Annotated in this window: 25 protein-coding genes and 3 pseudogenes; 13 read left to right on the plus strand and 15 right to left on the minus strand. The window is 61.9% G+C overall.

What is annotated here, in order from left to right:
* The first annotated feature begins 136 nt into the window (after positions 1-136).
* The 5 genes from XH80_RS18480 to XH80_RS18500 all read left to right on the plus strand — a co-directional run bounded on the left by XH80_RS18480 (position 137) and on the right by XH80_RS18500 (position 2,158).
* A complete protein-coding gene (locus XH80_RS18480) occupies positions 137-481 on the plus strand; it encodes a response regulator transcription factor (protein WP_271599775.1) in 345 nt (114 codons plus the stop codon).
* A gap of 208 nt (positions 482-689) precedes the next feature.
* Positions 690-917, plus strand: a complete 228-nt coding sequence (locus tag XH80_RS18485; RefSeq protein ID WP_271599776.1) for a hypothetical protein — start codon at positions 690-692, stop codon at positions 915-917.
* A 321-nt stretch (positions 918-1,238) separates the two neighbouring features.
* Positions 1,239-1,376, plus strand: a complete 138-nt coding sequence (locus XH80_RS18490) for a hypothetical protein (protein WP_220003983.1) — start codon at positions 1,239-1,241, stop codon at positions 1,374-1,376.
* A 209-nt stretch (positions 1,377-1,585) separates the two neighbouring features.
* Positions 1,586-1,768 (plus strand): hypothetical protein, encoded by a 183-nt coding sequence (locus tag XH80_RS18495; RefSeq protein ID WP_271599777.1) that lies wholly within the window; start codon positions 1,586-1,588, stop codon positions 1,766-1,768.
* A 168-nt stretch (positions 1,769-1,936) separates the two neighbouring features.
* Positions 1,937-2,158: a hypothetical protein gene (locus XH80_RS18500; RefSeq protein ID WP_220004027.1), complete on the plus strand. Its 222-nt coding sequence runs from the start codon at positions 1,937-1,939 to the stop codon at positions 2,156-2,158.
* A gap of 151 nt (positions 2,159-2,309) precedes the next feature.
* Here XH80_RS18500 and hemC read toward each other — a convergent pair whose 3' ends face one another.
* A complete protein-coding gene (gene hemC, locus XH80_RS18505) occupies positions 2,310-3,290 on the minus strand; it encodes a hydroxymethylbilane synthase (RefSeq protein ID WP_271599778.1) in 981 nt (326 codons plus the stop codon).
* A gap of 105 nt (positions 3,291-3,395) precedes the next feature.
* On the minus strand, positions 3,396-3,986 hold the full coding sequence (locus XH80_RS18510) for a TetR/AcrR family transcriptional regulator (RefSeq protein ID WP_271599779.1): 591 nt from the start codon (positions 3,984-3,986) through the stop codon (positions 3,396-3,398).
* 100 nt (positions 3,987-4,086) lie between these two features.
* Here XH80_RS18510 and XH80_RS18515 point away from each other — a divergent pair, with 100 nt between their 5' ends.
* Complete coding sequence (locus XH80_RS18515; protein WP_271599780.1) at positions 4,087-4,452, plus strand: nuclear transport factor 2 family protein; 366 nt, start codon at positions 4,087-4,089, stop codon at positions 4,450-4,452.
* Between the two features lie 158 nt (positions 4,453-4,610).
* On the opposite strand, the gene XH80_RS18520 is transcribed toward XH80_RS18515, so the two are convergent.
* The 4 genes from XH80_RS18520 to pgm form a co-directional block, all read right to left on the minus strand.
* A complete protein-coding gene (locus XH80_RS18520) occupies positions 4,611-5,591 on the minus strand; it encodes a PDR/VanB family oxidoreductase (RefSeq protein WP_271599781.1) in 981 nt (326 codons plus the stop codon).
* A gap of 7 nt (positions 5,592-5,598) precedes the next feature.
* Positions 5,599-6,345: a GntR family transcriptional regulator gene (locus tag XH80_RS18525; RefSeq protein WP_220003988.1), complete on the minus strand. Its 747-nt coding sequence runs from the start codon at positions 6,343-6,345 to the stop codon at positions 5,599-5,601.
* A gap of 3 nt (positions 6,346-6,348) precedes the next feature.
* Positions 6,349-7,398: an aromatic ring-hydroxylating dioxygenase subunit alpha gene (locus XH80_RS18530; protein WP_271599782.1), complete on the minus strand. Its 1,050-nt coding sequence runs from the start codon at positions 7,396-7,398 to the stop codon at positions 6,349-6,351.
* 292 nt (positions 7,399-7,690) lie between these two features.
* Positions 7,691-9,337 (minus strand): phosphoglucomutase (alpha-D-glucose-1,6-bisphosphate-dependent), encoded by a 1,647-nt coding sequence (gene pgm / locus XH80_RS18535; RefSeq protein WP_271599783.1) that lies wholly within the window; start codon positions 9,335-9,337, stop codon positions 7,691-7,693.
* A gap of 282 nt (positions 9,338-9,619) precedes the next feature.
* On the opposite strand from pgm, the gene XH80_RS18540 reads away from it, so the two are divergent.
* Together XH80_RS18540 and XH80_RS18545 are read left to right on the plus strand one after the other, a co-directional pair.
* Positions 9,620-9,991, plus strand: coding sequence for a c-type cytochrome (locus XH80_RS18540; protein WP_271599784.1), 372 nt, complete (start codon positions 9,620-9,622; stop codon positions 9,989-9,991).
* 98 nt (positions 9,992-10,089) lie between these two features.
* Positions 10,090-11,232, plus strand: coding sequence for an alpha/beta hydrolase family protein (locus XH80_RS18545; RefSeq protein ID WP_228749648.1), 1,143 nt, complete (start codon positions 10,090-10,092; stop codon positions 11,230-11,232).
* Here XH80_RS18545 and XH80_RS18550 read toward each other — a convergent pair.
* Both XH80_RS18550 and XH80_RS18555 read right to left on the minus strand, forming a co-directional pair.
* Positions 11,218-12,531 carry a DUF6895 family protein gene (locus tag XH80_RS18550; RefSeq protein ID WP_271599785.1) on the minus strand — a complete coding sequence of 438 codons (1,314 nt, stop codon included), beginning with the start codon at positions 12,529-12,531 and terminating at the stop codon, positions 11,218-11,220. The two genes, XH80_RS18545 and XH80_RS18550, sit on opposite strands and share 15 nt — an antisense overlap.
* A gap of 84 nt (positions 12,532-12,615) precedes the next feature.
* Positions 12,616-12,855: a hypothetical protein gene (locus tag XH80_RS18555; RefSeq protein WP_057756882.1), complete on the minus strand. Its 240-nt coding sequence runs from the start codon at positions 12,853-12,855 to the stop codon at positions 12,616-12,618.
* A 229-nt stretch (positions 12,856-13,084) separates the two neighbouring features.
* On the opposite strand from XH80_RS18555, the gene XH80_RS18560 reads away from it, so the two are divergent.
* Positions 13,085-13,867 (plus strand): transglycosylase SLT domain-containing protein, encoded by a 783-nt coding sequence (locus XH80_RS18560; RefSeq protein WP_271599786.1) that lies wholly within the window; start codon positions 13,085-13,087, stop codon positions 13,865-13,867.
* Positions 13,868-14,273: 406 nt separating this feature from the next.
* Here XH80_RS18560 and XH80_RS18565 read toward each other — a convergent pair whose 3' ends face one another.
* From XH80_RS18565 to XH80_RS18580, 5 genes and pseudogenes are all read right to left on the minus strand, one after another.
* On the minus strand, positions 14,274-15,089 hold the full coding sequence (locus XH80_RS18565) for a response regulator transcription factor (RefSeq protein WP_271599787.1): 816 nt from the start codon (positions 15,087-15,089) through the stop codon (positions 14,274-14,276).
* 152 nt (positions 15,090-15,241) lie between these two features.
* Positions 15,242-15,520, minus strand: a pseudogene (locus XH80_RS18570) (aldose epimerase family protein); the annotation flags it as partial.
* Positions 15,521-16,028: 508 nt separating this feature from the next.
* Positions 16,029-16,215: pseudogene (locus XH80_RS43985) on the minus strand (UDP-glucose 6-dehydrogenase); the annotation flags it as partial.
* Positions 16,216-16,230: 15 nt separating this feature from the next.
* Positions 16,231-17,241 (minus strand): tyrosine-type recombinase/integrase, encoded by a 1,011-nt coding sequence (locus XH80_RS18575; RefSeq protein ID WP_271599788.1) that lies wholly within the window; start codon positions 17,239-17,241, stop codon positions 16,231-16,233.
* An 86-nt stretch (positions 17,242-17,327) separates the two neighbouring features.
* Entirely contained in the window at positions 17,328-17,687 is a 360-nt protein-coding gene (locus XH80_RS18580; protein WP_271599789.1) for an excisionase, read from the minus strand.
* An 805-nt stretch (positions 17,688-18,492) separates the two neighbouring features.
* Here XH80_RS18580 and XH80_RS18585 point away from each other — a divergent pair.
* Entirely contained in the window at positions 18,493-19,905 is a 1,413-nt protein-coding gene (locus tag XH80_RS18585; RefSeq protein ID WP_271599790.1) for an IS1182 family transposase, read from the plus strand.
* A gap of 286 nt (positions 19,906-20,191) precedes the next feature.
* On the opposite strand, the gene XH80_RS18590 is transcribed toward XH80_RS18585, so the two are convergent.
* Complete coding sequence (locus XH80_RS18590) at positions 20,192-20,383, minus strand: hypothetical protein (RefSeq protein WP_271599791.1); 192 nt, start codon at positions 20,381-20,383, stop codon at positions 20,192-20,194.
* Positions 20,384-20,751: 368 nt separating this feature from the next.
* Between XH80_RS18590 and XH80_RS18595 the strand changes: the two genes are divergently transcribed.
* The 3 genes from XH80_RS18595 to XH80_RS18605 all read left to right on the plus strand — a co-directional run bounded on the left by XH80_RS18595 (position 20,752) and on the right by XH80_RS18605 (position 24,005).
* Positions 20,752-20,988 carry a PilZ domain-containing protein gene (locus XH80_RS18595; protein ID WP_271599792.1) on the plus strand — a complete coding sequence of 79 codons (237 nt, stop codon included), beginning with the start codon at positions 20,752-20,754 and terminating at the stop codon, positions 20,986-20,988.
* Positions 20,989-21,416: 428 nt separating this feature from the next.
* Positions 21,417-22,448, plus strand: a complete 1,032-nt coding sequence (locus tag XH80_RS18600) for an IS110 family transposase (protein ID WP_271599793.1) — start codon at positions 21,417-21,419, stop codon at positions 22,446-22,448.
* A 1,374-nt stretch (positions 22,449-23,822) separates the two neighbouring features.
* Positions 23,823-24,005, plus strand: a complete 183-nt coding sequence (locus XH80_RS18605; RefSeq protein ID WP_271599794.1) for a hypothetical protein — start codon at positions 23,823-23,825, stop codon at positions 24,003-24,005.
* A 607-nt stretch (positions 24,006-24,612) separates the two neighbouring features.
* Here the strand turns inward: XH80_RS18605 and XH80_RS43990 are convergent.
* Positions 24,613-24,696: pseudogene (locus XH80_RS43990) on the minus strand (HNH endonuclease); the annotation flags it as partial.
* Positions 24,697-25,473: the final 777 nt, after the last annotated feature.

The raw sequence follows: 25,473 nt of genomic DNA on the forward strand, positions 1-25,473 counted from the left end.
ATAGCCGTTCCTCGCCTTGGCGCACCAGGTCGAGGCATCCGCCCCGGCTCTCCTGCAAACCTTCCTCGGATGGGGAACGACCCACATGTTGCGCCGTTCGATTGCTTGATAACGCGAGCGATTTTAAGAGCCAGCAGTGAGCGTACTTCTTATTGAGGACGACCCTCTGATCCGCGAATTCGTCGTCGAGGCGCTGCGCGAGGCAGGCTATCACGTGATCCACGCGAGCAACGGCGAGGAAGCACTGGCCTGGTGCAAGCGCCGCGTCGCGGATGTGCTGGTCACGGACGTCACGCTGCCGGGACAGATCGACGGGTGGCAGATCGCGGAGCGATACCGAGAGCAGGATCCGGAGCTGCCGGTCATCTACGCCACCGGCTTCTCGCCAACGACACCACGCCCCGTCCCGGGCAGCCGCATCGTGAAGAAGCCTTTCAATCCCGAGGAACTCGTCCGGACCATCAGGGAGATCGCAGAGTAAAGAGTAAACGGGCGCGGCGTCTGTTTAGTCGATCTCTACGCAGGACGCGCGCTCTCGTGTCATCGATGGCGGAGGCAGCCCACATGGAAAGGGCCGCTGTTCATCCCTGTGACGAGATTCCAGCGTTCCGCCGCGCTGGGAAAAGGTGGAACTTCGGCCGAGCCTCCTCATTAGCAGTGACTACTTGGCCCTGTTTGAGGAGGACACCATGAAGAAGCTGATCGCATGCGGCGCACTCGCCGCTTTTGCCCTCGTGACCCAAGCGGCCACCGCCGCCGAGTTCTACATCGTTCGCGACGCGACCACCAAGAAGTGCACTGTCGTCGACACCAAGCCAACGACCACCACCACGACGGTCGTGGGCGACGGCGTCTACACGACCAAGACGGAAGCCGAGTCCGCCGTGAAGACCACAAAGGTCTGCACCGAGCAATAACCACTCGGTTCACATGCACTAAGCGAAGATGTGATTGCAGAACGGTTCGTCCGGTGCGCCGGACGGGCCGACGACATGCGGGGCGCGGGGGATGCCTTACCAAGTGAAGTTCGGCGCGCTGATAGTCATCGCAGCAACGGCGAACGATGCGCTCAAACTATTTTATTTTGCTCTGGCCGGTGTCTTAGTAAGGCCCATCTGGCGGTAGTGCTCGCGGCCAGCCCATTAACTTGTGTGAATGCGAGAACATAACATTTGCTTTACTGATGGCTGTTCACCGGCAGCGATTGAGATCTGGTGACTGAGAGGTTTTCCAAGCCCATGGCCGACAAGGAAGCGCCAGCGAAGCAAGTCGTGCGCCACACTCCTTTGACCATCGATGAATTGCGACAGATGGTCCGCGAGGACATCGAGGAACAGCGGAAAATCGCAGATAGTTTCCCCCGCAAGATGCACTAAAGCCCGTTGCGGGAACAAAACAGTCGGACCCAAATTTGTGTTCGGACATCACGCCTCGACAACGTGAGACCGAAGCAAAAGGCCTCAGCTCGGCGCCAGCCCCGGAGCTGAGGCCTTTTTATCGCCTGTGTACATTTTTGCACCAAGTCCCGGAACGGAATCAGGTGTTCCAGAATCTTTCCTGCACTTGATATTTGTTAGGGAATGCCGTGGTTACGAAGAACACCCGAGAAGTAGCGGCGACGCTGCTTAAGCTGGCCAAAACGAGCTCCGACCCAACCGTGGCGGCTGGCTTCATCGAAAGGGCCGCCGACCTCAAGGAGCGGATAGACGACGAAGGGCTGCCCAAGGCCGACGGGGGTCCGCCTCCCAACATTATCCAGCGTCAGTAAAGCTGCCTCAGTTCGCCTCTTTCATTCGCGAACCCGCCGTTCTGGCACTTCATCCTGGTTGACTGCCACAAGTTAACGGCGCACGCTGGAACCATCACCGTCCGATCCGAGGCTTCTATCGGTGACTGAGAGACCTGTCGCGCTCCCGCCGAACACCGGGAGGCGGTCATGACGATCAATCGCCTGCTTGAAGATAGCCGGCTTACGCCAGAGCAACGGCACGTCTACGAACTGGCCTTCAACGCAACCCTGCGCAAACTCGATCTGGTAGATCGCCGTGATCCCATTTGCGATCTTGTTGCCCGCAAGATCATTGAGATCGGTTCAAGCGGCGTGACCAATGCTATCGTGCTTGCCGAGATCGCCAGCAAGCAGCTCGACCCAAGGTAAGCCCGAACCTATGGGGACATGGCCGAAAGCATGATCCGGAAAAGTGCGAAGCGGTTTTCCCTCGCGACATCAGCGGAACGCGTTTGCGCGGAGATCATGCTCAAACAACAACCTAAAGCGCGATGACGATTCATCCTGGTCTCATCGCGCTTTAGCGCGGCCGACTGCGCTCGATGATCTCGGCGGCTCCCTTCGCCAGGAGATCGAGACCCACCGCACGACCAAGCTCGCGCGGCCGGTTGGCCGGCCCCGTGCGCGACGCTTCGATGATGGTGTTGCCGGAGAGATCGAGGACCGACGCTGTCAGCGACATCTGATCGCCCGCGATGGTCGAGAAGCCCGCCACCGGCGAATTGCAGTGGCCGTTGAGCACCCACAGCACTTCGCGTTCGGCATCGGCAGAGGCATGGGCTGAGGGATCGTCGATCGACGAGAGAATCTGTCGCGTCTGCCAGTCCCGCGCCGCGCATTCGACCGCGACGATGCCCTGCCCTGCGGCCGGCAGCATCTCCGCCGCAGTGAATTCGTAGGCGATGCGGCTGGAAAGACCGACGCGATCAAGTCCCGACCGCGCCATGATCAGCGCATCCGCGGGTCCCCCCGCGCCGCCGTCCGGCAGCTTCTGCTTCTCACGATGATCGAGCTTTCGCACGCGGGTGTCGGCGGCGCCGCGGAAGTGAATCACCTCGACGTCAGGAAACAGCCGCCGCGCATAGGCGGCACGACGTACGGCATTGGTGCCAATTTTGAAGCCTTTGCCGCGCGACTGGTGCAGCGCTTGCAGCGTCACGCCCGCGCGCAGCACCAGTGCATCGCCGGGCGGATCGCGCGACAGCGTGGCGCCGATGACGAGGCCCGGCGTGTCCTCATTGCCGGGCATGTCCTTCAGCGAATGCATCGCGGCCTGGAGCTCGCCCGCAAGCACGGCGGCGCGGATCTGGGCGACGAAGGCGCCGCCCTTGCCGCCATGAGGCAGCAGCTTGCTGGTCTGGTCGAGATCTCCCGTGGTGTCGAACTTGACGATCTCGACGTCGAGACCTGATACGGCCGATGTCAGGCGGCGCGCAATCTCTTCCGTCTGCGCCAGCGCCATCGTGCTCTTGCGGGTGCCGATCCGTAGTCGAATAGCCAAGCCGTTCTCCATCCAGCACGTGTGTCGCGTGCGCGTCATTGCCCATACGACAGGTTCAGGCCGGATGATAGACGCTTGCCGCGCTCAGCGCAGACATTAGCACAATCAATCCCGCAGACGCAGCGCCTCGACCAGCGACCTGAAGGCACGGGCATATTCCGCGCCCGCCCTTGCAATATCCGTGCGTCCGGCGCAGGCGACTGCGGCCTCCGTCACCGCGCCGAGCAGCAGCCGCGCCAGCGGCTCGACCGGCTGTTTGGCGATCAGGCCGGCCTCCATCGCGGCAGCAATCGCGCGCGGCATCTTGCCGCCAAAGTGTTTTGCATCGATCTCGCGCCAGCGCTCCCAGCCGAGCACGGCGGGGCCGTCGCGCAAGATGATCTGGCCGGTCGCACCCTTGGCGGTCGCGGCAAAATAATGCTGGGTGCCGGCGACCATGGCGGAGAGCACGTCCTTCTCGGTCCGCGCGGCGCCGTCGATCTCGACGACGAGGTCGCGCGAGACGAGATCGAACACCGCTTCGAATACGGCTTCCTTGGTCTTGAAGTGATGATAGACCGCGCCCTTGGCGACGTCGGCTGCCTCCGCGATGTCATCCATCGTCGTGGCGGCGAAGCCCCGCGCCCCGAACAGCCGCCGCGCCGCTGTCAGGATCGCCTCAGATGTCGCCGCCCGCCGCTCCGCCTGTTTGGCCATGGGTTTGGTCTAATCGAATTCGCTTTCCGCGGCCAGTTGACTTTTCGACCGACGGTCGGTATTTACCGACTAACAGTCGGTTTTCTCAAGAGGTGCCGCCATGCCGAGCCGTGACGTCGTTGAAGCCTTTGTAAGGCGGCTGGAGAACGGGGAGTTCGTCGAAGCGATCGAGCAGTACTACACGGCCGATGCCGCGACCTATGAGAACAACGCCGCCCCAACGGTCGGCCGCGACAACCTCGTCGCCAAGGAGCGCGGCGTGCTCGCTGCGTTCAAGGAGGTCAAGGCGGTGCGCGTCGGGCCGAGCCTGATCGAAGGCGACAATGTCGCGAGCCGCTGGATCTTCAGCTTCACCAACGCCGAAGGCGTCACGCGCACGCTGGAGGAGATCGCCTGGCAGACCTGGCGCGGCGACAAGCTGATCGAGGAGCGGTTCTATTACGACCCGAAACAGTTGGGGCGGTGACGCCTAACGCACCGCTGTCATCGCCCGGCTCGACCGGGCGATCCAGTACGCCGAGACGGTTGTGATAGAGCCGAGAGGCCGCGGCGTACTGGATGCCCCGGTCAAGCCGGGGCATGACAGCGAAGAAGTTGCAGGCGATTTTTGCGGCGTAGATGCCCTCAAACCGCATCCGCCCGCAGCAGCGTGTCCACGGTGATGGTGCCACGTGCCCGCGAGACGCAGGTGCAGATCTTGGTGTTGCTGTGCTTCTGGTGATCGCTGAAGAAGACGTCGCGGTGGTCGATCTCGCCCTCGACAGCGACGACGTCGATGGCGCAGAGGCCGCACTCGCCGCGCTTGCAGTCGGAGATCACCTCAAAGCCGCTGGCGTTGAGGACGTCGAGCATCGAGCGCTCGCGCGGGATTTCGAGCTCCACATCGGAATCCTTCAGGCGCACGCGAAACGCTTCTGTCGGCAGCGTGCCGCTGGAGCCGAAGGTTTCGTAGCGCAGATCGGACAGCGGATGGCCGGCACCGATCCAGGCATGGCGCGCGGCATCGAGCATGCGCATCGGGCCGCAGAACAGCGTCAGCGTGCCCTTGGGCAGCGAGGCGAACAGCGCGTCGAGATCTAGCCGCCTGCCCTCGTCGCTGGCATGGACGACCAGGCGGTCGCCGAGCATGTCGGCGAGCTCGTCGAGATAGGCGGCATCCGCGCGGCTGCGCACGGCGTAATGCAGGGTGACATTGGCGCCGCGGCGCATCAGCGCTTGCGCTGCGCCGAGGATCGGGGTGATGCCGATGCCGCCGGCGATCAGGCAATAGTTTTCGCGCTCCCAGTCGACGGCAACGAGCGAAGCCGGCCGCGTGATGTCGAGCCGCGCGCCGGCTGCGAGTTGCCACATGTAGCGCGAGCCGCCGCGCGAGTCCTCGGCGCGGCGCACCGCGATCTTGAAGCCTTGCGAGGTCGCTTCGCCGACCAGCGAATAGGACCGCGTCTCCGGCTGACCATCAATCGTCACGCTGATATTGATGTGGCTGCCGACCGGATAGGCTGCGCCGTCGAACTGGTCGGGCAGAATCAGGAATTCGCGGATGCCGGGCGACAGATCGCGGGTCGCGACCAGCGTTGCGGGAATCCAGGTTTCGACGAAGCGCATGGTGCCCTCAATCGGTTGCGGTCTTGATCAGCGCGAGCGCCGGCAAGAGGTCGAGATGGGTTCGGTTGCGCAGCGCGAGCCGCAGGTTTCGCACCGCAAGCCGCGCGTGCTCGCGCATGATCGCTTCGGCCCGCGCGCCTTCGCGGTTCTCGATCGCGTCGATCACGACGCGGTGGTGCTCCTGGCCGATGATCAGGATCTGCTGCGCCTCCGGCAGCGCCGACTGCGCCATCACGAAGCCGCTGGGCGAGGCAAACGGCAGCGCGGAGGCGCGGTCGATCTGCCGGATCAGGGGCGGGCTGCGCGACAATTCGGTCAGCAGCGCATGGAAGCGCGCGTTCAGCGTGACATAGGACGAGAAGGCCTCGATCGAAATCGGCACCTGGCCGAGCAGCTCGTCGATCGCGGCCAGACACTCCTTCAGCGGCTCGAGCTCGCGCGCGGAGACGCCACGCTCGGCGGCAAAGCGTGCGGCGAGACCTTCCAGCGTGCCGCGCAGCTCGATGGAATCGGAGATGTCGCGCTCGGAGAACGCCTTCACCATGAAGCCGCCGGAGGGGATCGCCTCCAGGAGCCCCTCCTCCTCCAGCCGCACCAGCGCCATGCGCACCGGCGTGCGCGAGGCGCCGGTGGTTTCCACCGCCTGAAGCTCGGAGATGCGCTCGCCTGGACGCAACGATCCGGACAGGATCTGGTCGCGCAGCGCGAGCTGCGCCTTCACGGTCTGCGAGACGGAGCGGTCGAGCTCGGCCATGCCCTACTCCGCGGCCTGCAGATGCTGCGGTCCGTTTTCCTTCGCGATCATCCTGTCGATCAGCTTGCGCATCCACATCGCGCCGGCATCGATGTTGAGATTGTAGAAGATGCGGTCCGGGTTCTCGTCCATGGCGCGCTGCTGCGCCTCCAGGATCAGCTCGTCCTCGCGGAAGATGCCGGAGACGCCTTCGCGGATCTCGGTGGTGATGCGCTGCTCGCCGAGCCGGTAGTTGCGCACGAAGGCCCAGAAATAATGGCAGGTCTTCTCGGTCTCCGGCGTGATGGTGTTGAGCACGAAACCGTTGACGCCCTGCGAGCGATCACCCTCAGGCGCGCCGGTGCCCGCAGGCGCCACGCCGACGTCGATGGCGATGGTGCACGGCGCCTCGAAGCGGATGATCTGCCAGCGATCGACCAGGCCGGGCTTGCCGAGTTGCTTGGCCCAGAACGGCGGCGCCTCGATGCCGCGCATCCAGCGCGTCACGGTGACCGTCTTCTCGCCATGGGTGACGTCGAACGGCGCTTCGGCAACGGCATCATTGCCGATGGAGGAGCCGTGCACGAAGGTCTCGTGGGTGAGGTCCATGAGATTGTCGAGCACGAGGCGGTAGTCGCAGGCAACGCGGATGGTCTTGCCGTCACCGGCCCAGGCGGGATCGTGATTCCAGTGCATGTCGGGCACCAGCGCGGGATCGGCGAGTGCGGGATCGCCCATCCAGAGCCAGACATAGCGGTGACGCTCGACCACGGGATAGGCGCGCACGCAGGCGGACGGATTGATGGTCTCCTGCGAGGGCATGAAGGTGCAGCGCCCTTGCGCATTGTATTTCAGGCCGTGATAGCCGCAGACCACGGTGTCGCCTTCGAGCCGGCCCTTGGACAGCGGCACCAGGCGATGCCAGCAGGCATCCTCCAGCGCGGTCACCGCCCCGTCGGCCTTGCGGTACATCACGACATGCTTGCCGCAGATCGTGCGCGGCAACAGGGCCGGCTTCACCTCCGCGTCCCAGGCGGCGGCGTACCAGGCGTTCATGGGAAAGGGTTTTGTCATGGGCGATCTCCCAGGGCTGTTGTATGCGTTATGTATACAATAACTCAAGGACGGTGCCGTTCAAGCCCATAATTTGAGTGTTATAATACCTATAGTTGGATTGATGTATACATATGGAACAGTTGTCATTCCCCGCGAAAGCGGGGAATCCAGTACGCCGCGGCGGTCATTGGGTTCACACAACTGCGGCCGCGGCGTACTGGATCACCCGCTTTCGCGGGTGATGACAGCGGAGGGATGCGGCGAGCACTCCCTCTCGGAGCGGCAGCTTGGGAGCGCTCGGCGTAGGTCCCTAAGCCGCGAACACCTTGGCGAGCCCCGCTTGAGCCTCTTCCTGAATCCGCTTCAGGTGCTCGGTGCTGCGGAAGCTTTCGGCGTAGATCTTGTACACATCCTCGGTCCCCGACGGCCGCGCCGCGAACCAGCCGTAGTCGGTCTCGACCTTGATGCCGCCGAACGGCTGGCCGTTGCCTGGCGCCTTGCTCAATGTTGAGCGAACCGGATCGCCGGCGAGATCCTTCAGGCCAAGCCGCTCCGGCGTGACGGATTTCAAAATGGTCTTCTGCGGCCCGGTGGCGGCGACGTCGATGCGGGCGTAATGGGGCACACCGAACTCGGCGGTGAGATCGCCGAACAACTGGCTCGGATCGCGGCCGGTCCTGGCCATGATCTCGGCGGCGAGCAGGCCGAGGATGATGCCGTCCTTGTCGGTGGTCCATACCGTGCCGTCGCGGCGCAGGAACGAGGCCCCTGCACTCTCCTCGCCGCCGAAGCCGAAGCCGCCGGTGAGCAGACCATCGACGAACCATTTGAAGCCGACCGGCGTCTCCACCAGCTTGCGGCCGAGCTTCCTGGCGACGCGGTCGATGATCGAGCTCGACACCACGGTCTTGCCGATCGCGGCATCCTTGCCCCAGTTCGGGCGGTGCGCGAACAAATAGGAGATCGCGGTCGCCAGATAATGGTTCGGATTCATCAGGCCGCCGGTGCGCGTCACGATGCCGTGGCGGTCGGCGTCGGTGTCGTTGGCAAAGGCGACGTCGAAGCGGTCGCGCATCGCGATCAGGCTCGCCATGGCGTAAGGCGAGGAGCAGTCCATGCGGATCTTGCCGTCCCAGTCCACCGTCATGAAGCGGAAGGTCGGGTCGATCGCCTCGTTCACCACGGTCGCTTTCAGGCCGTAGCGCGCGATGATCGGATGCCAGTAGTGCACCGCGGCGCCGCCGAGCGGATCGATGCCGATGTTGACGCCGGCGGATTTGACCAGCTCGAGATCGACGACGCTGCCGAGATCGGCAACGTAAGGGGTGATGTAATCATGGCCGTGCACGGTCGACGATTTCAGCGCCCTGGCATAGTCGATGCGCTTGATGCCCTTGAGCCCATCCGCAAGATAGGCGTTGGCGCGCTTTTCGATGATGGAGGTTGCGTCGGTATCGGCCGGGCCGCCATGCGGCGGATTGTATTTGTAGCCGCCGTCTTCAGGCGGATTGTGTGAGGGCGTGACGACGACGCCGTCGGCAAGGCCGCTAGTGCGGCCCTTGTTGTAGGTCAGGATCGCATGCGAGATGACGGGCGTCGGCGTGTAGCCGTGATCCTTGTCGATCATCAACTCGACGCCGTTGGCCGCGAACACCTCAACGGCGCTGGCGAGCGCCGGCTCGGCCAGCGCATGGGTATCGATGCCGATGAAGAGCGGACCGGTCAGCCCCTTCTCTTTCCTGTAGTCACAGATGGCCTGCGTGGTCGCCAGGATATGGCCTTCATTGAAGGTGTTCTTGAGCGAGGTGCCGCGATGACCGGACGTGCCGAACGCCACCCGCTGCGCCGGGTCGGCCGCATCGGGCTTGCCGGCGAAATAGGCGGTCACGAGCCGCGGAATGTTGGCGAGCGCGTCCGGCGAAACCAGCTTGCCCGCCGCGGGATGAACATCTGCCACTGGGATATCCTCGTCCTGTCCTTAAAGGGATTGCGGCCCACCATAGCATCGGCCGGGAGCGCGCCAAGCCGGTTGGCGGGCCGGCCAGATGCCAGGTCAACGATCAATCGACAACGCCGATCCTCCACGGGGCGATCCATCGATCTCGTACTTTGGTGCCGGATATCGGTTGATTCAGGACAAGGACGCCGTTGCCCGGCGCGGCGCACGATGCTCCCCGTTTTATGAACGAAGGCGGACCTGCGGGATACACCGGCAGATCCCGTGATTGGGGCGATCACCATGATTGGACGTCTGTTTTTCACGCTCATGCTGGCCAGCGCCGCGTCGTCGGCCTGCGCCGCGGAGGGCGATCCGGCGGCGGGGAAGGCCGTCTTCCAGCAAACCTGCGAGAACTGCCACGCGGTGGTGATCGGGGTGAACAAGGTCGGCCCAAGCCTCTGGAATGTCGTCGGCCGCAAGCCTGCCGCTGTCCCGGACTTCGCCTATTCTGAAGCCATGAAGGCCAACAAGGAGGCCTGGACCCCAACAGCGCTGGACGCCTATCTCGCCGATCCCCGCGGCGACGTCCACGGCGTCAAGATGTTCTTCAAGGGGCTGGCCAACCCCACAGATCGGGCCAATGTCATCGCCTATCTCCAGACGCTGAAGTGAACGATCGGGGCGGACGTTAGAGCGATCCGAACGAGGCCGGTTCGCCGGGTCATGCGGGTTCTGTTATGATCCGCAACAGCCACGGAGAATCATCCACCATGGGCTTTGCGCGCTGGCGTCTGCCCGTGCTCATCCTGCTCGCCATAGCGGGGGTTGGGGCTCGCGCCAACGCCGGCCAGTTCTACACCGAGGATTTGCGCATTCCGATGGCCGAGGCCGGACCGCAGGGGCTGGAGGCGTTCCTGGTCCGCCCCGCGGGCACCAAGCGCTATCCGCTGGCGCTGCTCAGTCACGGCTCGCCGCGCAGCTTCGAGGACCGCGCAACCATGTCGGCGCACAAATATTACGGCATCGCGCTGGAATATGCCCGGCGCGGTTTTGCTGCGCTGATCGTGATGCGGCGCGGCTATGGCACCTCGCCCGGCGGACGCGTCGACAGCGTCGGCGGCTGCGCCAAGGCCGCCTATCTGCCGGCAGCGGCGATCGCGGTCGCGGATTTACGCGCGGCGATCGATGCGATGAGCCGCAGGACCGACGTCACCACCACGGGCATGATCGCGGCCGGCCATTCCGCCGGGGGACTCGCCACCGTCGCGCTGACCGCGCAGGCGCCAAGCGGCCTCGTTGCCGCGATCAGCTTCGCCGGCGGCCGCGGCTCACGCGACGATGACGACGTCTGCAATCCGGAGGGGCTGGTGCAGGCCTTCGCGACCTTCGGCAAGACCTCGCGCGTGCCGATGCTGTGGGTCTACGCAACCAACGACCTGTACTTCGGACCCGATCTGGCGCGCCGGTTCTATGACGGATTTCGCGCCGGCGGCGGCGCCGCCAAATTCGTCGCGGCGCCGCCCTACGGCGATGACGGCCACTATCTCTACTCCGTGGCGGCCCGCCCGCAATGGACGCCCTACATCGACGCCTTCCTGCGCGAGCGCGGGCTTGGCCACGACGTGCTGAGCCTGCCTGATCCGCTGCCGCCGCCTGCTCATTTCAACGACGCGGCGAAAGCCGAGTTCGCGCGCTATCTCGACAGCACCGTGCCGCACAAGGCCTTCGCGGTGTCGCCGAACGGCGGCTACGGCTGGCGTTCCGGGCGCAGCACCGTAGACGAGGCGCAGCGCGATTCGCTCGCGGCCTGCATGAAATGGTCGCCGACCTGCACACTCTATGCCGTCGACGACCAGCTCGCCTCCGGCAGCGTGCAGGGGATGGCCACGGACCAGCTCTCACGCTCGCGATAGGCGCGAGACTGCGTGCCGGCCATCCACCATCGCGCCCAGTCGCGAGAGATACTCGGCCGACTGGCTGCACACCGCGGTGTTCGCCATGCCATGCGCGATGGCCGTCTGCAGCAGATGCACCATCCGTGCGGCGTCACCGCTGCGGCTCGACCGTATCAGCGCAACATCGAGCAGAAACGGCGCCAGCGCCATCTGCTCGCGCGCATCCAGCGACTGGAAAACGTTCTCCCAATGCGCGCCTGTCCGGGGTATCGCGGCATACAACATCTCGATGATATCCATCTGATATGCGGCACCTGCGATGTCGAAGGGCGACGCCATACCGTCCCTGAGCGACACCGCACACAACATGCCCATCACGTAAGCCGTGTGATAGGAGGTCGCGAGCGCGCATCTGGTCTTGTCGTGTCCGTTCAACCGCTGGATCCGGCCCGACGCCGAGCGTCCTGCAGGGAGAAATCCGACCTTGTCCTCCAGCGAGGCGAGAACGCGAAAGCCGAACGCAGCAGCCGGACTCCAGTGCGACGACAACAGCGGCCACGCCATCAGCGCTTCGCCCGCAAGGTCATAGTCCTCGACGACCAGCGCCCGGGCGAGCACGGACCCCGCCTCGTCGAGAAACTCGCCGCTCGGCCGCGGCAACGTCAGCTGCCACGCCCCGAAATTGGTGGCATACATCGGGGCATGCGTGTGCGCATAGGCGTCATCGCGCGTGCCGTTCAATAGATCGATCGGATTTCCGAGCGCGGTCCTGCGCGCGATCTCTTCACGCAGAGGGCCCGGCCGCTCGCTGCGCCACAGTGCATGCAACCAGAGCACTTCGAGCTCGCGGTACGGCACCACTTCGTGCCCGGCTCGCGCCGACGCCGACCAGCTTCGCGCCAGCAGCTCGTCGAAGTCCGGGTCGGCGTGGCCGAGTGCACTCAGCAGGATGTGCGGCGTCGCGAGCTGGAGGCAGACCGACGGATAGCGTACGACGTCCCAGCGCATCTGCTCCGAACGCGCATAGGGCACGAGATCTCGCAGCGGCGCCGCTGTGCCGGCATCGGGCGCGTAGCGCGCGGCTACATAGAGCAGCATCGCGGTTTCGGCGAGCGGCTTTTCCGCGGCGAAATTGCCGTCCGGGACCTCCGCACCGTCGAACCCGTCCTTGCCGAGAAACTGGAGCGTCCGCTCGGCGATGCGCACGGCGAGCTGCAGGCGTCGCCGCAGATCCTGGGCAACTTCCGCGGCGTTCGCGGCGCCGGCCGCAATGCGGTTGCAACCCGGCGCGGCAGTCCGATCCTGCAGATTTGGCATGGGCGCCTCACGAGAGGGAGAGTGCGGGAGCTGATGGACCAAAGCGAGATCGTGGCCGCGCCGGAAGCGCACCTCAGGGCCGGGTCAGCGACCGGTGACCTCATTGCGGATAGCGGCCGGATTGATCCCCTGTTCCACTTCCACCACCGGCGGGATGCAGTAACGGATGAAGCGATTGCCGACGACGAAGCCGAACTCGCTTTCGCTGGCACTCGCAATGCTCGCGCCGTTCTCGGCAACGAATTTTCCGAAGGCATTGAAGTCGAACACCTTCGACCCCAGGAACTTGCGGACGATCTCTTCCCTGTTTGCTGCGTTGCTCATGTTGGCTCCTTGCTCACCGTGGATCGATCCGGACGCGGGATGCGGCCAGTACCGACGACGCGCACGATGATCCGATCGCGGAGCGAGGCGTGTGAACGACCTTACATTTCAAGAATTGTTGAGCACAACTAGCCGGCAACACATCGGTTATTAACTCGGAAGATGTACGACGTACCTCATGTTGCGGAGCCGGGTACGATCGAATTCCAGCGCGATGTGGCGAGGCATCGTGGTCGCGGCGCTTCTGTCGGCGGCGACTTGCGTGCAGGCCCAGGATGCCGCCAGGGAGCGCGCCACGGATGACGTCGGCACGACCGCGGCGATCCCCACTCAAAATGCCGACCTCGGCGCGGGCGAAACCGCGACGTCGCGAACCGAGATCCGAAAGATCATCGAGCATGAGACGGCGAGGACCAATCTGCCCGCCGACATTGCGGAGGCCGTCGTCTTCGTCGAGAGCGGCTACAACTCGGCCGTCGTCGGCAGCGCCGGCCAGCTCGGCCTGATGCAGCTGCGGCTCGAGACCGCGGCGGCGCTCGGGTTCAGGGGAAACGCTGCCGAGCTCGCCGAGCCTGATATCAACATCCACTACGGCGTGCTTCATCTCAGCCGCGCCTGGCGCCTCACCGGCGGCGACCTCTGCCGCACGCTGATGAAATATCGGGCCAGCCACGACGAAGAAGAGATCAGCCCGCGCTCGCAGGTCTACTGCAATCGCGCGCGCAACCGGCTGCTCGCGATGAAGTCGACGGCAGCGGTCACCCCTGATGCAGCCGCCCCACCATCGGCGCCCGCGCCGGAATCCGCAACGGCGCCAGCACCGGCAACGACATCGGCCAGAGCTGAAAAGCCGCAGACGCGGCCCAGGCTGGCCCAGCCCAAGGACGTCTATGCCCGCTACACCAGGGGCACGGCCGCCGCAAGCCGGGCCTATTGGGCCGCGCATGAGGCCAGGGTCAGCCGCATCAAGGCCCGCATCGAGGCAAGGTGGAAGCGGACGGCCTCGCGTTAACGGTCATTCGTCACGACCCGGACCCAGCCCTTGACGACACCGTCATGGTCGATGGAATACTGCGGATGCTCCCCTTTTCGGGTCCTTTTCGGGGTAGCTGCAGCGATTTAGCCAAGAGTGTTTTTGCGTAACCCCTGATAGAGACCATGCACAACGGTTTGAGAGTTTTGTTTGCGATTGTCGCAACGGCGGCCGTGGCCACGTCGACCTTCATCGCCATCCGGTTTTTGGTCGGGTTCAGCGGCTGAAGCAGACGGTGATGGCCAGGCCCCCCGGCCGGCGCGACGGCCGTCGGGCATTGCTGGCTGAAGCGCGATGAGATTAGGAGGAATCGTCGGCGCGCTTTAGGTTATTGTTTGAGCATGATCTTTTCGGAAAACCGCTTCGCACTTTTCCGGATCATGCTTTAGAGGCGCTCGCTGAGCGCGAGCTGGTAACCGACGCCGGTGACGGTGGCGATGACGGGCGTGTCGCTGCCGACGAGCTTGCGGCGCAGCCGCGCCACCAGGGCATCGACGGTGCGGATGTCGACCTCGGCCTGGCGGTTGCTCACGACTTCGATCAGATAGTCGCGGCTGAGCGGCCGTCCGTCCGCGCCGACGAGGGCCGCGAGCAGGTCGAACTCGGCACGCGTCAGCGCCACCGGCTTGCCGTCGCTGCCCAGCAGCTCGCGCCGCGTCAGGTCGATGATCCAGTCGCCGAAGGCGATCGAATTGTGGTTGCGCGCCGCCTTGCGGTCGATCGAGCGCCGCCGCAGCACGCTGCGCGCTCGCGCCAAGAGATCGCGCAGATTGATCGGCTTGGTGACGTAATGATCGCCGGCGATCTCGAGGCCAAGGATGCGATCGACGTCGGTGTCGCGGCGGGTCACGAAGATGATGCCGGCGTTGCTGGTCGCCTGGATCTCCTTGGCGAGCTCGAAGCCATCCCCGTCGGGCAATTGCACGTCGAGGAAGACCAGGTCGGTGCGCGCGCGCAGCGCCTGGCGGCATTCGGCACAGGTGCCGGCACCGACCACGTCGAAATTGTTCTCGCTGAAATAGCCGACCAGCATCGTTCGCGTCACGGGATCGTCTTCGACGACGATCAGCCGCTCGCGCCCGACCGGCCGCAATTCCTGAAGTGCGGAATCAGCCACGATGTTGGATGTCCTGTGTGCCTGCGACTGGGCCTGAAGATTCAAATGGCCGCGTGATGCGCTGTCCTGTGAACGAACATTCACGTCTTGTTCGAGCCCCCGAAATTGCCTGCCGCAATACTAGGCGCGTTGTGTCGCCCGAACAATATAGGTCACGGTATTGAAGTGTTACTATGAATTGCCCCACACTTCTCATGCAGCGCATCGATGTCCCAGTAGACCGCAACGCCAGACCTCACGCACCTGTTCTCTTCAAATGTCCCCCATGCAAATCGGCTGTCGCGCGCAAAACCGTGCTGGGTCATCCGGTAGGTTTTGCCCCGGTGCCGCAATTCGTCATTGGCGAGACGCCCGACGATCGGAAACAGCAACGGCGCGTGGCGAGGCCACGCCGGTTCGGCCTGCCACACAAATTCGATACCGTCCTCGTGCCTGAGCGAGCACATCTCGGCGCCCTGTGCCTTGATGGTCGCGGCGAGAGCGCCGCTGCGGATCGTGTAGGTGTCGTCGGTCATGAGGATTGTAGATCTCCTAGCTTCTTGTACTCTTCACATCAGTGGCGCGCGGCCTCAGATTCGAACCGACCCGTTCGGAAACAGCCCTCGCTTGATCCAATTGGGTTTATTCTGCCAACTTTCTCGCGCCTCCTCCCAACGTTATCAACATTCCATCACTTGTGTACTGCGAAGCCGCTCTGCTGCTCGACGGAGCAACCTATGGGCTCGGCACTCCCAGATCCTGGAGATGTGCTGGGACCCCGTACTGCTGGAACGCGTTCGCGACATTGATGTAGTCGGAGTCGTCCGACCCTGCGGCGCACGCAGCGAGCGTCTGGTTTGGTAGGTTCGAATAACAGAACAAACTGAGGCTCTAGACAAGCTGGCGTCCGGGCCTCGCCCTCGGTCAGTCCGCGAGCGGTTCCATCTGCTGCGAAAGTAACCGCGGACCGCTAAAGAACGCAGGCGAGCCTCCGTCCCACGGCGGTAGAGGTCACCGTCAGCTTGCGGCCGCGCTCGTCGGAGAAGCGGCGGCCTCGCGTAAGAACTCCGGTTCGATGCGACGACGACATCGGCCGACGGACTGGCCTAGCGGATGATGCGCTCGACCTCGTCGCCAATGGCACAGTCAACTTCGTCGCCACCCCGATGAAGCCGGAGAGCGACTGCGCGATCTTTTTTGCGGCGACGTAGACATAGGAAGAATCGTGCCCGGCAAATCAGTGAAATCAGTAACCTATCAGATGCCGCCCCTTGGTCGGAACCACAGCACCAGAAACTGCTCTTAATAAGTGCGCTCTTCGTTCGACAGTTAGATCGCGCTTCGCGATCTTGTCGACTGCATCAGACAGGTAGTCGGGATGGTGATGGCCGTAGGTGTTGAGGAGCACCTCGAGCGACATACCGAGATAGCCAGCTGCCTGCCAAGGATCCGCCCCTCGTTGCATCAGCCAAGTCGCGGCAGTATGCCGAAGCGTTTGAGGGGAGATACCCTGACCAAGCCCCGCAAGCCTTGCGGCACTCTTGAACGCTGTTTTGACCGAGCTAACAGCCTTTCCGTTATATTCAATGAAATGCTTCGCCTCCGGATTAATCCGATGCCAACGTCGCAAGTGAGCAAGCAAGCGCAAGGGGATCGGAACGGTGGGCTGCCGCTTGTTGGTCTTAGCGCGGCCCTGTTTCAGGCGGTAATAACGCCCGCGTTCCAAGTCGACATAGGCACGACCAATCGCTGCGATCGGAGATGCAGCCGCGATAGCTTCCGCGCGAGTCCCGCTGTAGATGCCCAGCAAAATGAACCGGGCAAGGTGCCGTAGCGGACGCCTGCTTGTCGGGACCTTTCTCTCGTCCAACGACCGGCGCGACCTCTTCTGCATTTCGCGATAGCGCCAACAAGTCCAAATTAATCGAGCCACGTCGTTACGCGTCAGCCACTTGTCTCGAGGTGGGCCCTTCTCAGGCAGCCATACTTTGACAATTCCCCGATGATATCCTTCAACCGCATGGTGACCGATCGCAGCGCGTAGATCTTCAAGGTCTCGGCGCGCGCCTCCTTTCTTACCGCGTTTCTTGGCATACGAGCGACATGCGTCTCCATTGAGTTCGCCTAGCATTTTTGATCCCAACCGCTCGTTCAGCCGCTCAATTCGCTTCTTTAATTTGCGAACGTCCGGGATAGTGTCTTCGGTCTTGCTATCTACGTTGAAACGCTCCCGAAACTTGTCCAGCTGCGCATCCAAATAAATCGAGAGGAGATCCGCGATCGCAATATCATCGATGTGGCGGACTCGTCGTTTCGGGGAGCATTTAAGGATTATATGATTCCTCAGCTTTTCTTCCGCGGCTGCAATCTCATCTGCAGGGCCGCCTGTGCTAACATGCCATCCGTTGCCTCGGATGACCCGGTCTGGTCGATGCGTGACTTTTCCGCTCTTGTCTCGGCGAGGGGCCTTGAGCTGCGGTCTTCGTCCCTTGCTTCTTCGCGGCATAGCTCTCGCATCCGTTCGATATGAGCCAGCGTTGTAAACTCCTTGCCAGCAATCTTTTCAATAACCAATCGATTACAATCGCGCTCACGACGCAAGTCCCCGACAGTCATCCCGCCTAAGGGAAACGCGATCTTTACTGCATCGCCAAGACGAAGCGGTGTATAGGGTGTAATTTGAGTTCGCGTCCGATACGGCATCGACAGCTTTGGCGCAGTTGTTAAAGACCGAACCTATGATGGCCTCTTAACCGGAGTAAAGTCGTTCCTTCCCCTATCGCAAGATCGGTGATCTTCTCGCGAAATCGGCTAGGCCGAACAATTTGATAGGCAACACGGATCTCTTCTTGCGGTCTGCCAGCAGACTCGCTTGTCAGCGCCATCGAAAACTGCCCTTCGGCGTCAAGAGGAATTGCCCCTTCTCAGATGACCGAGAAGTGATGCACGAGGGCGAGAGCCCACGCCGAGCCCCCCGGGATCGGTTTTTCCAATCGCACGGACAACTTGCTCCTCCTCAGCTTGCATCCTAGTCGGCAGCGCGGATACCTCTACCCTAGGTAGTGCCAAAACCAAGCCACTTGGGTAGCAGCTTTTAGGGGAGACTTCGATGCGCGGGATCTCCTCATTTGGGCACAATCTCGTTTGTTCTTGTGGCATCGCCCGCGCGGGCTCAACAGGCTGCGGCGCCCGTTGGTCTCATCCCGACATATCTCCAGGGGCATGAGCGCACCAGTCTGCCTGATCCGCGCTGCGGCTTCTGCAAGGAGTCGCTGGGCCGAGTATGGCGGAGTTGCCGTCGACGTAGCCTAAGCGCGCGGCGTCCATCTCGACAATGTCCGCCACGCAGCCATGCGCTCTGCTGGCATTCAACGGACGAGAAAATGTCGGCTGTCGGGGGTAGGCCGGACCTAACTTGAGCCGGTGCCAAACCGTCGCGATTGACCCTGGCTGTGTGAAAACGGCGGGCCGCTGTTATGATTCTCCTGTGATTCTTTTGGGGGAATGGATGAGGCGCTTCGTTGAAGAGGCGGATCGTGGGCAGCGGACGCTGTTGCCCGAATGCCTCGATGACTTCATTGACGAGAGTAACCCAGTTCGCGTGATCGACGTATTTGTGGATGCGCTCAGTTTGGCTGAGATGGGCTTTGGGGGTGCGGAGCCGGCGGCCACCGGTCGGCCGTCGTACCATCCCTCGGTTCTCCTTAAGCTTTACATTTACGGCTATCTGAACCGAGTGCAGTCGAGCCGGCGGCTGGAACGAGAGGCCGGGCGCAATGTCGAGGTGATGTGGCTGCTGGGGCGGCTTGCTCCCGATCACAAGACGATCGCGGACTTCCGCAAGGACAACGGCCTGGCGCTGCGCAAGGTATGTGCGCGCTTTGTCGAGCTCTGCCGCGGGATGGGTCTTCTCACGACGTCCAGCGTTGCCATCGATGGGAGCAAGTTCAAGGCCGTGAACAACCGGGACAGGAACTTCACGCGCGCGAAGGTGGAACGCCGGCGCGCTCAGTTGGAGGAGAGCGTCGCGCGCTATCTGAGCCAACTTGACACGGCCGACCGACAGGAGCCAAGCGAGGCGCTTGCGGCGAAGGTGACAAGGCTTACTGAGAAGCTGACGAAGCTGAAGGGGGAGATGGGCAAGCTTGCCGCCTACGAGAAGCAGATGCTTGCTTCACCGGATCAGCAAATCTCCCTGACTGATCCGGATAGCCGTTCGATGGCAACCAGTGGCCGCGGATCCGGCGTTGTCGGCTACAATGTCCAAGTCGCCGTCGATACCGACCATCACCTGATCATCGCGCATGAGGTGACGAACAGCGGCTCAGATCGGGCACAACTTGCCAATATGGCCGTGCAGGCGAAGGCTGTTCTGAAGTCCGAGACGCTCGAGGCCGTTGCCGATCGCGGCTACTTCAGCAGCCCGGAGATCCTCGCCTGCCACGAGGCCGGCGTCACGGTAACTCTGCCCAAGCCGATGACTTCGGGCGCCAAGTCGGACGGACGCTTCGGCAAGCAGGACTTCGTCTATTTGCCTGAGGAAGACGCCTATCGTTGTCCTACAAACGAAGAAGCCGACAAGATGCTGCGGCGCTACTGGACCAACGCCTGTAAGAATTGTTCGATCAAACCTCAGTGCACGCCCGGGTCAGAGCGGCGGATCACGCGATGGGAGCACGAGGATCTGCTCGACGCCGTGCAGCAGCGGCTCGATGCGAACCCGCTCGCAATGCGCCTTCGTCGCGAGACTGTCGAGCATCCGTTCGGCACGATGAAGGCACGCATGGGAGCGACGCACTTTCTGACCAAAACCCTTCCAAAGGTAGCCGCTGAGATGGCGCTCTCGGTTTTGGCCTATAATCTGACCCGAGCAATGAATATCCTTGGGGTCAGGCCGCTGATTGCCGCGATCGTGACCTGAGGTGGGCCCAGTTTTGGCTTCAAGACTGACGGCCCCTGTAAGGCCGTTTTTACACGGCCAAGACCCATTGCGGACCCTCGGCACAGCCGCGTTCGGTAAGCACGCGCCGTGCTCGCTCCGCAAGCTTCAGGCCCATAAGGCTCAAAGGAACGCAAAAGCTAGTAGGCTTGAGCAGAGCAAGGCAAAACCCGCCACGATCAGGGCGAGGTAGCGATCGGAAACGTGGTCTGGATTTCGCATGACCGGCCCTTCGTTCTCCAATGCTAGTTGGAAATGGATTTCGCCCCTATGACAGAGCGTCGGGAAGATCGATGCTTCGCTGATCGCCAGCGCTCAGAATGGCCATCACGGAACGCTCTTCGAATAGACGCTTTTCGAGGTAATGCATCTCAACATCCGTCAGCTCGGTGTTGAGAAGGTGCAAATAGCGCTCAACGTTCTTTTGATGGGCGCGCAAACGAGCAATTCTCTCGTCCATGCCAAGCACTCCCGCCAACAAAATTTTAATATCGAGCTGTTTAATAAATTAATTAAATATTTTTGACAAGCTTAAATTTAATACGAAGGATCGAGAGAGAGAATCTATAGGACAGGGAAAGGATGAAGGTCGGCTGGAACCCGTAGCTGAGGTTGCTGGGCCAGCACGCCGTATTATATCTAAACTCCGCAATTTGCATTTAATTTGTTTAGTCGTATTAAACGTGGTATTTCAATGCAGGAATTTAATTCGATGGCGCTGAGATCTGATCGACTTCCGAGATTTTGACAAGCTCGTTTTGATGCAGGAGGTGCCCGACGACAATCGATTTCCTTCGCTCTGGTGAGTCCTTTACTCGGAGAAAAACTATGGAGCAGAAAAGTTTCCATTCGACACGCATCCCAAAGTCCGGCTCGATCAGCTTCGGTCATACGAAAGCAGATTGCGTGATTCGCACCATCTCTGCATACGGTGCCGCCCTTGACATGGCTGGAGATGAAAAGATTCCCGACGAATTCGCGCTGACCGTCATTCCGGACGGCGACCCACGTCGCTGTTCAGTCGTCTGGCGTAGAGAAAAACGTATCGCCGTCGTATTCTACTGATGCACCACCAACCGCAGCCCTCGCGCCGCCACTGATGCCGCCACCTGTTTGCGCAGGGATTTGCCTCTCTGCGTCACGGCTATCGAGGCTGGTCGAGAACGCTGGCGGCAAGCTTATACCGGGCTATATGCTATATGACGACTGGACCTCATGACGTCGTGATCGCTACTGAGCAGGCTGACGGATCGGATGAGGTTGCCATTGATATAGCTGCAGTTGGAAGCGCCGCTGGCCAAAATAGAAACGGTACGTGCTTGGACGCTCGGCGTTAGTGATCTGGAAGGCGAAGAGCTTTGAGGTCCGCATACGGTTGCTCATAGACGTTCACGGATGACCGCTACTGATGCTGTGGACGGCTCCTCCACCGGCACGAGAGTGCCAAGGAGTGGGTGCTGTTTTGAGGCTCCCACGATTCGGAAGAGCAGCCTATGCAGTCAGTTTCGACGATTGGCCTTGATATTGCGAAGTCGGTCTTCCAAGTGCACGGCGTTGATGCTGCCGGCCAGGTGGTCGTACGCCGTCAGTTGAGGCGCCGCCACGTCTTGGCGTTTTTCCAGAAGTTGCCGCCATGCCTGGTGGGGATCGAAGCTTGCGCATCATCGCACCATTGGTCCCGTGAATTGCAGGCGTTGGGACATACGGTGCGATTGATGCCTCCGGCCTATGTGAAGCCCTACGTCAAGCGGCAGAAGAACGACGCGACGGACGCGGAGGCGATCTGTGAAGCGGTGACGAGGCCCAACATGCGGTTCGTGCCGACCAAGACAGCCGAGCAACAGAGCTGCCTGATGCTGCACCGAGCGCGCCACCTCTTCATCCGCCAGCAGACCGCGGTCATCAACTCGATCCGCGCCTATCTTGCCGAGTTCGGGATTGTCGCCCCCGTCGGGCGGCGAGGCGTCGAGCAATTGCTGGAAGTTGTCGCCGATGCAGCTGACCGGCGGCTCCCGGAGGTGGCCCGCGCGTGCCTTGCGGCTCTTGGCGGTCAATTGCGCGCGCTGAAGGCCCAGATCCTGGAGTTCGACCGTCGCATCATCGCCTGGCATCGATCAAACACGACGAGCAAGCGGCTGGACGCGATCCCTGGCGTCGGTCCGGCGCTGGCAACAGCACTGGTCGCCAGCATTGCCGATCCCAAAGCCTTCCGATCGGGGCGAGACTTCTCGGCCTGGGTTGGTCTCGTGCCAAAGCAGAGTTCGAGCGGGGGCAAAGACAAGCTCGGCAGCATCAGCAAGCAGGGCGATCGCTATTTGCGTAGCCTGTTCACGGCTGGCGCGCTCGCCGTAATCCGCTACGCCAAGATCCATGGCACCGATCATCGGCCATGGCTCACGCGATTGTTGGCCCGGCGGCCCACCAAGGTCGCGGCCATCGCGCTTGCCAACAAGCTCGCCAGGATGGCCTGGGCGATGATGGCAAGGAACCAACCCTACCAGGAGCCGGCCGCGCTGGCGGCCTAAACGAGATCGCGCCGACATCGCCGGCGTGACGTAACGGTTGGGAGGGCGAACAGCACGTAATGCAGTGCCGGTCGATCCGGCGATCAGGACAACCCACTCGGGCCACAGCATCTCGAATGCGTGCTTTTGACCGGGACCTGATCCGCGGAGGGCATTATGGCCAGCGGTCATGCGTACCGCACACACAGGCCGAACACATGGCTGCTCCGACCAATCCTGCGACGTGAAGATTCTCCTTGCCAACCCGGAGCCGTCCACACATGGCCCGAAGGCGAAGGTCGGCCCCGCTGTTCCGCACGTCAGCAGTCGGGGCTAGACCGGCCTTCGTAGAGGCACTGCCAAATCGACGCGAATGACCCTGGCTGCGTGAAAACGCAAAAAATCGAAACGCAGCGAGAATTGCATTCTTCCATGCGTCATTAGAGTTGACTGCGCTTTCGCGTTTGTGCGCTGGGACGGTGTTGGACGAATAACTTCTTCTATCGTCACCGAGCGTCTCGGCGTTTTCACGCAACCAAGACCCCGAGCGGAAGTCGGGCTTGCTGTGCCTACGCGCCAAACCTCCCTCTCGCGAGATAGGTCAGCTCCATTGGACAATTATTAGGTGGCTCACTTGCTCCTCAACGCTGATGTGGATCAAGCGAGTTAACTCTTGCACGGGAGGATCTCATGATTTCTCGGCGAAAGGCTCTTTTGTCTCTCGGATGGGCGACCGCGTTTGGACTGATAGCGCTTCCCGCAACGCTGACGGCGACGGGGGCGGAAGCCCAAACAGCGGGCATGGAGCGGCGGCAGGATCGGCGCGAAGGCCGACGTGATCGTCGCGAAGACCGGCGGAATGCGCGGCAGGAACTACGCGAGGAGCGGCGTGGTGGCACCACGACGGGAAGCGCCGGAAGCTCGGCCGGAGCAGCCACGATAGCTTACCCTGCGTCAACCGGGGCCTTAGCTAAGGGCGGGGCAGGATCATCTACACCTCTGCCAATAGGCCCGCAAATGTGCGCAGAGGCGGCTCGTCGAGCCGCCTCTCTTCATGTTGCCGTTACTCGGCGGCATTCGATGAGTGAGGCAAGGGTTCAGGATGATCTTTTGGTCGCAAATCGCGGTGGCTCTCTGGGCCTGAAAGAAAGTTCTCGTTTCATCGGCGATGGAGCGATGCGCCAAACGGCGTCGCTTATCCGTTGGAGGAGTAGCGTGAAATCGGGGATGTCTGTCATGGCGGGAACCGGACATCAATCGCGGGCCGCTCGATGAGTATGGCTTTGGCGACCGTCGGCAAAATTACTGACAGAAGATGTTGCAACTGGTGCGGTGTTGTTATTCGCGACGATCTTACTTAGAAGGCCCCGGTCAATAACGAATCGGGAATTCAAAATGGCAAAAAACGCCAAGAAAAGAACACGCCGCACTTACAGCGCAGATGACGTCAAGCAACTGCGTGCGCACTCAAAGGCACGCACACCGATTGTGAAGATCGCCAAACAAATGAAGCGCACTGAAGGTTCGCTTCGCCAGAAGGCAATCAGGCTCGGAATTGGACTCGGTCACCATCGTTGACGCGATCTCGGTTCGTTCTCTTGACTCGGAAACTTCTTGCCCGCTTTTGGAAAGACCTTTTCCGAGTCAAACCAACCGCGAACGTCGCTAAGACGTCGCAGCTAAGATTGTGCGCTTGTCGCCGTCGCGATTCAGCTTAACGAACGTATCTACGCCGCGAACAAGCTTACTGACTTTGTAGTCGCCCTCCCCGCCACCATATGGCTTCGGCATTCGCAGGTTTTTGATCGCGTTCGCGGGCACAGGGTCCATAGGACGCGTCTGTACGACTCCCTTGCCGTTTACACGTCCCATTGGTTACGAAGTTCGGCGCGTCGAGAGAAGAATTCAGTCAACTGTCACTCCTAAAATGGAAAAGGCATCCGACTGGCCGCCCCTGTGTTGCGTGCAATTCTCCGTGCACGTGGTCGGATTCTGGATAGGACTGTTGTCGACCTAATCCTGATTGCGTTCTTTTCTCTTAAATGAAGTCGCCTTAAGAGCATCAAAACCAGCCGCGCTTAAGCGCATTCTGATGGTTGTGACAGCATCCCCGGTGACGCTCGTTTGAGGCTCGTCCTCTATCAGATTGTTTGCGAGCATCCACCATAATGTCCGCGGAGAGCCTTCACAACACGCGCCGGCCTCGCTGGCCGTGTTGCCGGTCATGACACCGGAAGCACAGCGTACGGAGGTTACCCAGCGTATCGGTCTAACCGGGCGTGCCGCGTTCAATGATGTGATGCGCCGTTAGCCTGTCGTTCGGGGTGCTGCAAAAAGCCTCGGTGCACCGGCTAACGTCACGCTGCAGGCACGCGGCCCGTTGCGCTCGCCACCTTGCAGATTTGTAGAACGCGTCTGACTTGAAGACGGGTCTGACGTAGGGTCGCCACTGAGGCAGCCGGAATTGCTTTGCTCGTGTTGGCACTATATCCTTTCGTGGTTGCAATTTTGAAACCCAGCCCTCGCTGGCGCGTTAGGGCTCGGTTACCGACATTTATTTCAAGCCTTGGCGTTTCGCCCTTCGCGGAGGGTTTTTGATGGATCAGCACCGGACAGCATTGGTCTTGTTTGCACTTGCCGTGGTCGCCGTTGTCGTGATCGCGTCTGCAGTCACCGTGGAAAAGGTCAACCTCCGGACAGCGAGCAACGACGCGCCGCCATATACGACGGGCCTTGCTAGACCACATCAACCGCTTGATCGGGCTCCCGGTGAGCCGCTACCGACCGTAGGCGGGCCGGCTGGAGCGACTAGACAGCGTCCCTGACCGAACACAGCGGCGGTGCTTCCACCGCCCCCCGGGGTATAAGGGGGTGGTAGCACATGAGGTGGAAGCCGATGGAAGGTGGAATAGGAGGTGGAAGCTTAGGACGCCCCCACCGCACGGAAAGAACTGGAAGCCAATCGCACGATTGCGGCAAGTCGCCGATGGCATGGAAGATCGCGAAGCCGCAACCCAAGTTCTAATGCAGATACTGGCTTTGGAGG

Origin of the sequence: Bradyrhizobium sp. CCBAU 45384, from assembly GCF_028128665.1 — a bacterium.
GTDB classification, from domain to species: Bacteria; Pseudomonadota; Alphaproteobacteria; order Rhizobiales; family Xanthobacteraceae; genus Bradyrhizobium; species Bradyrhizobium manausense.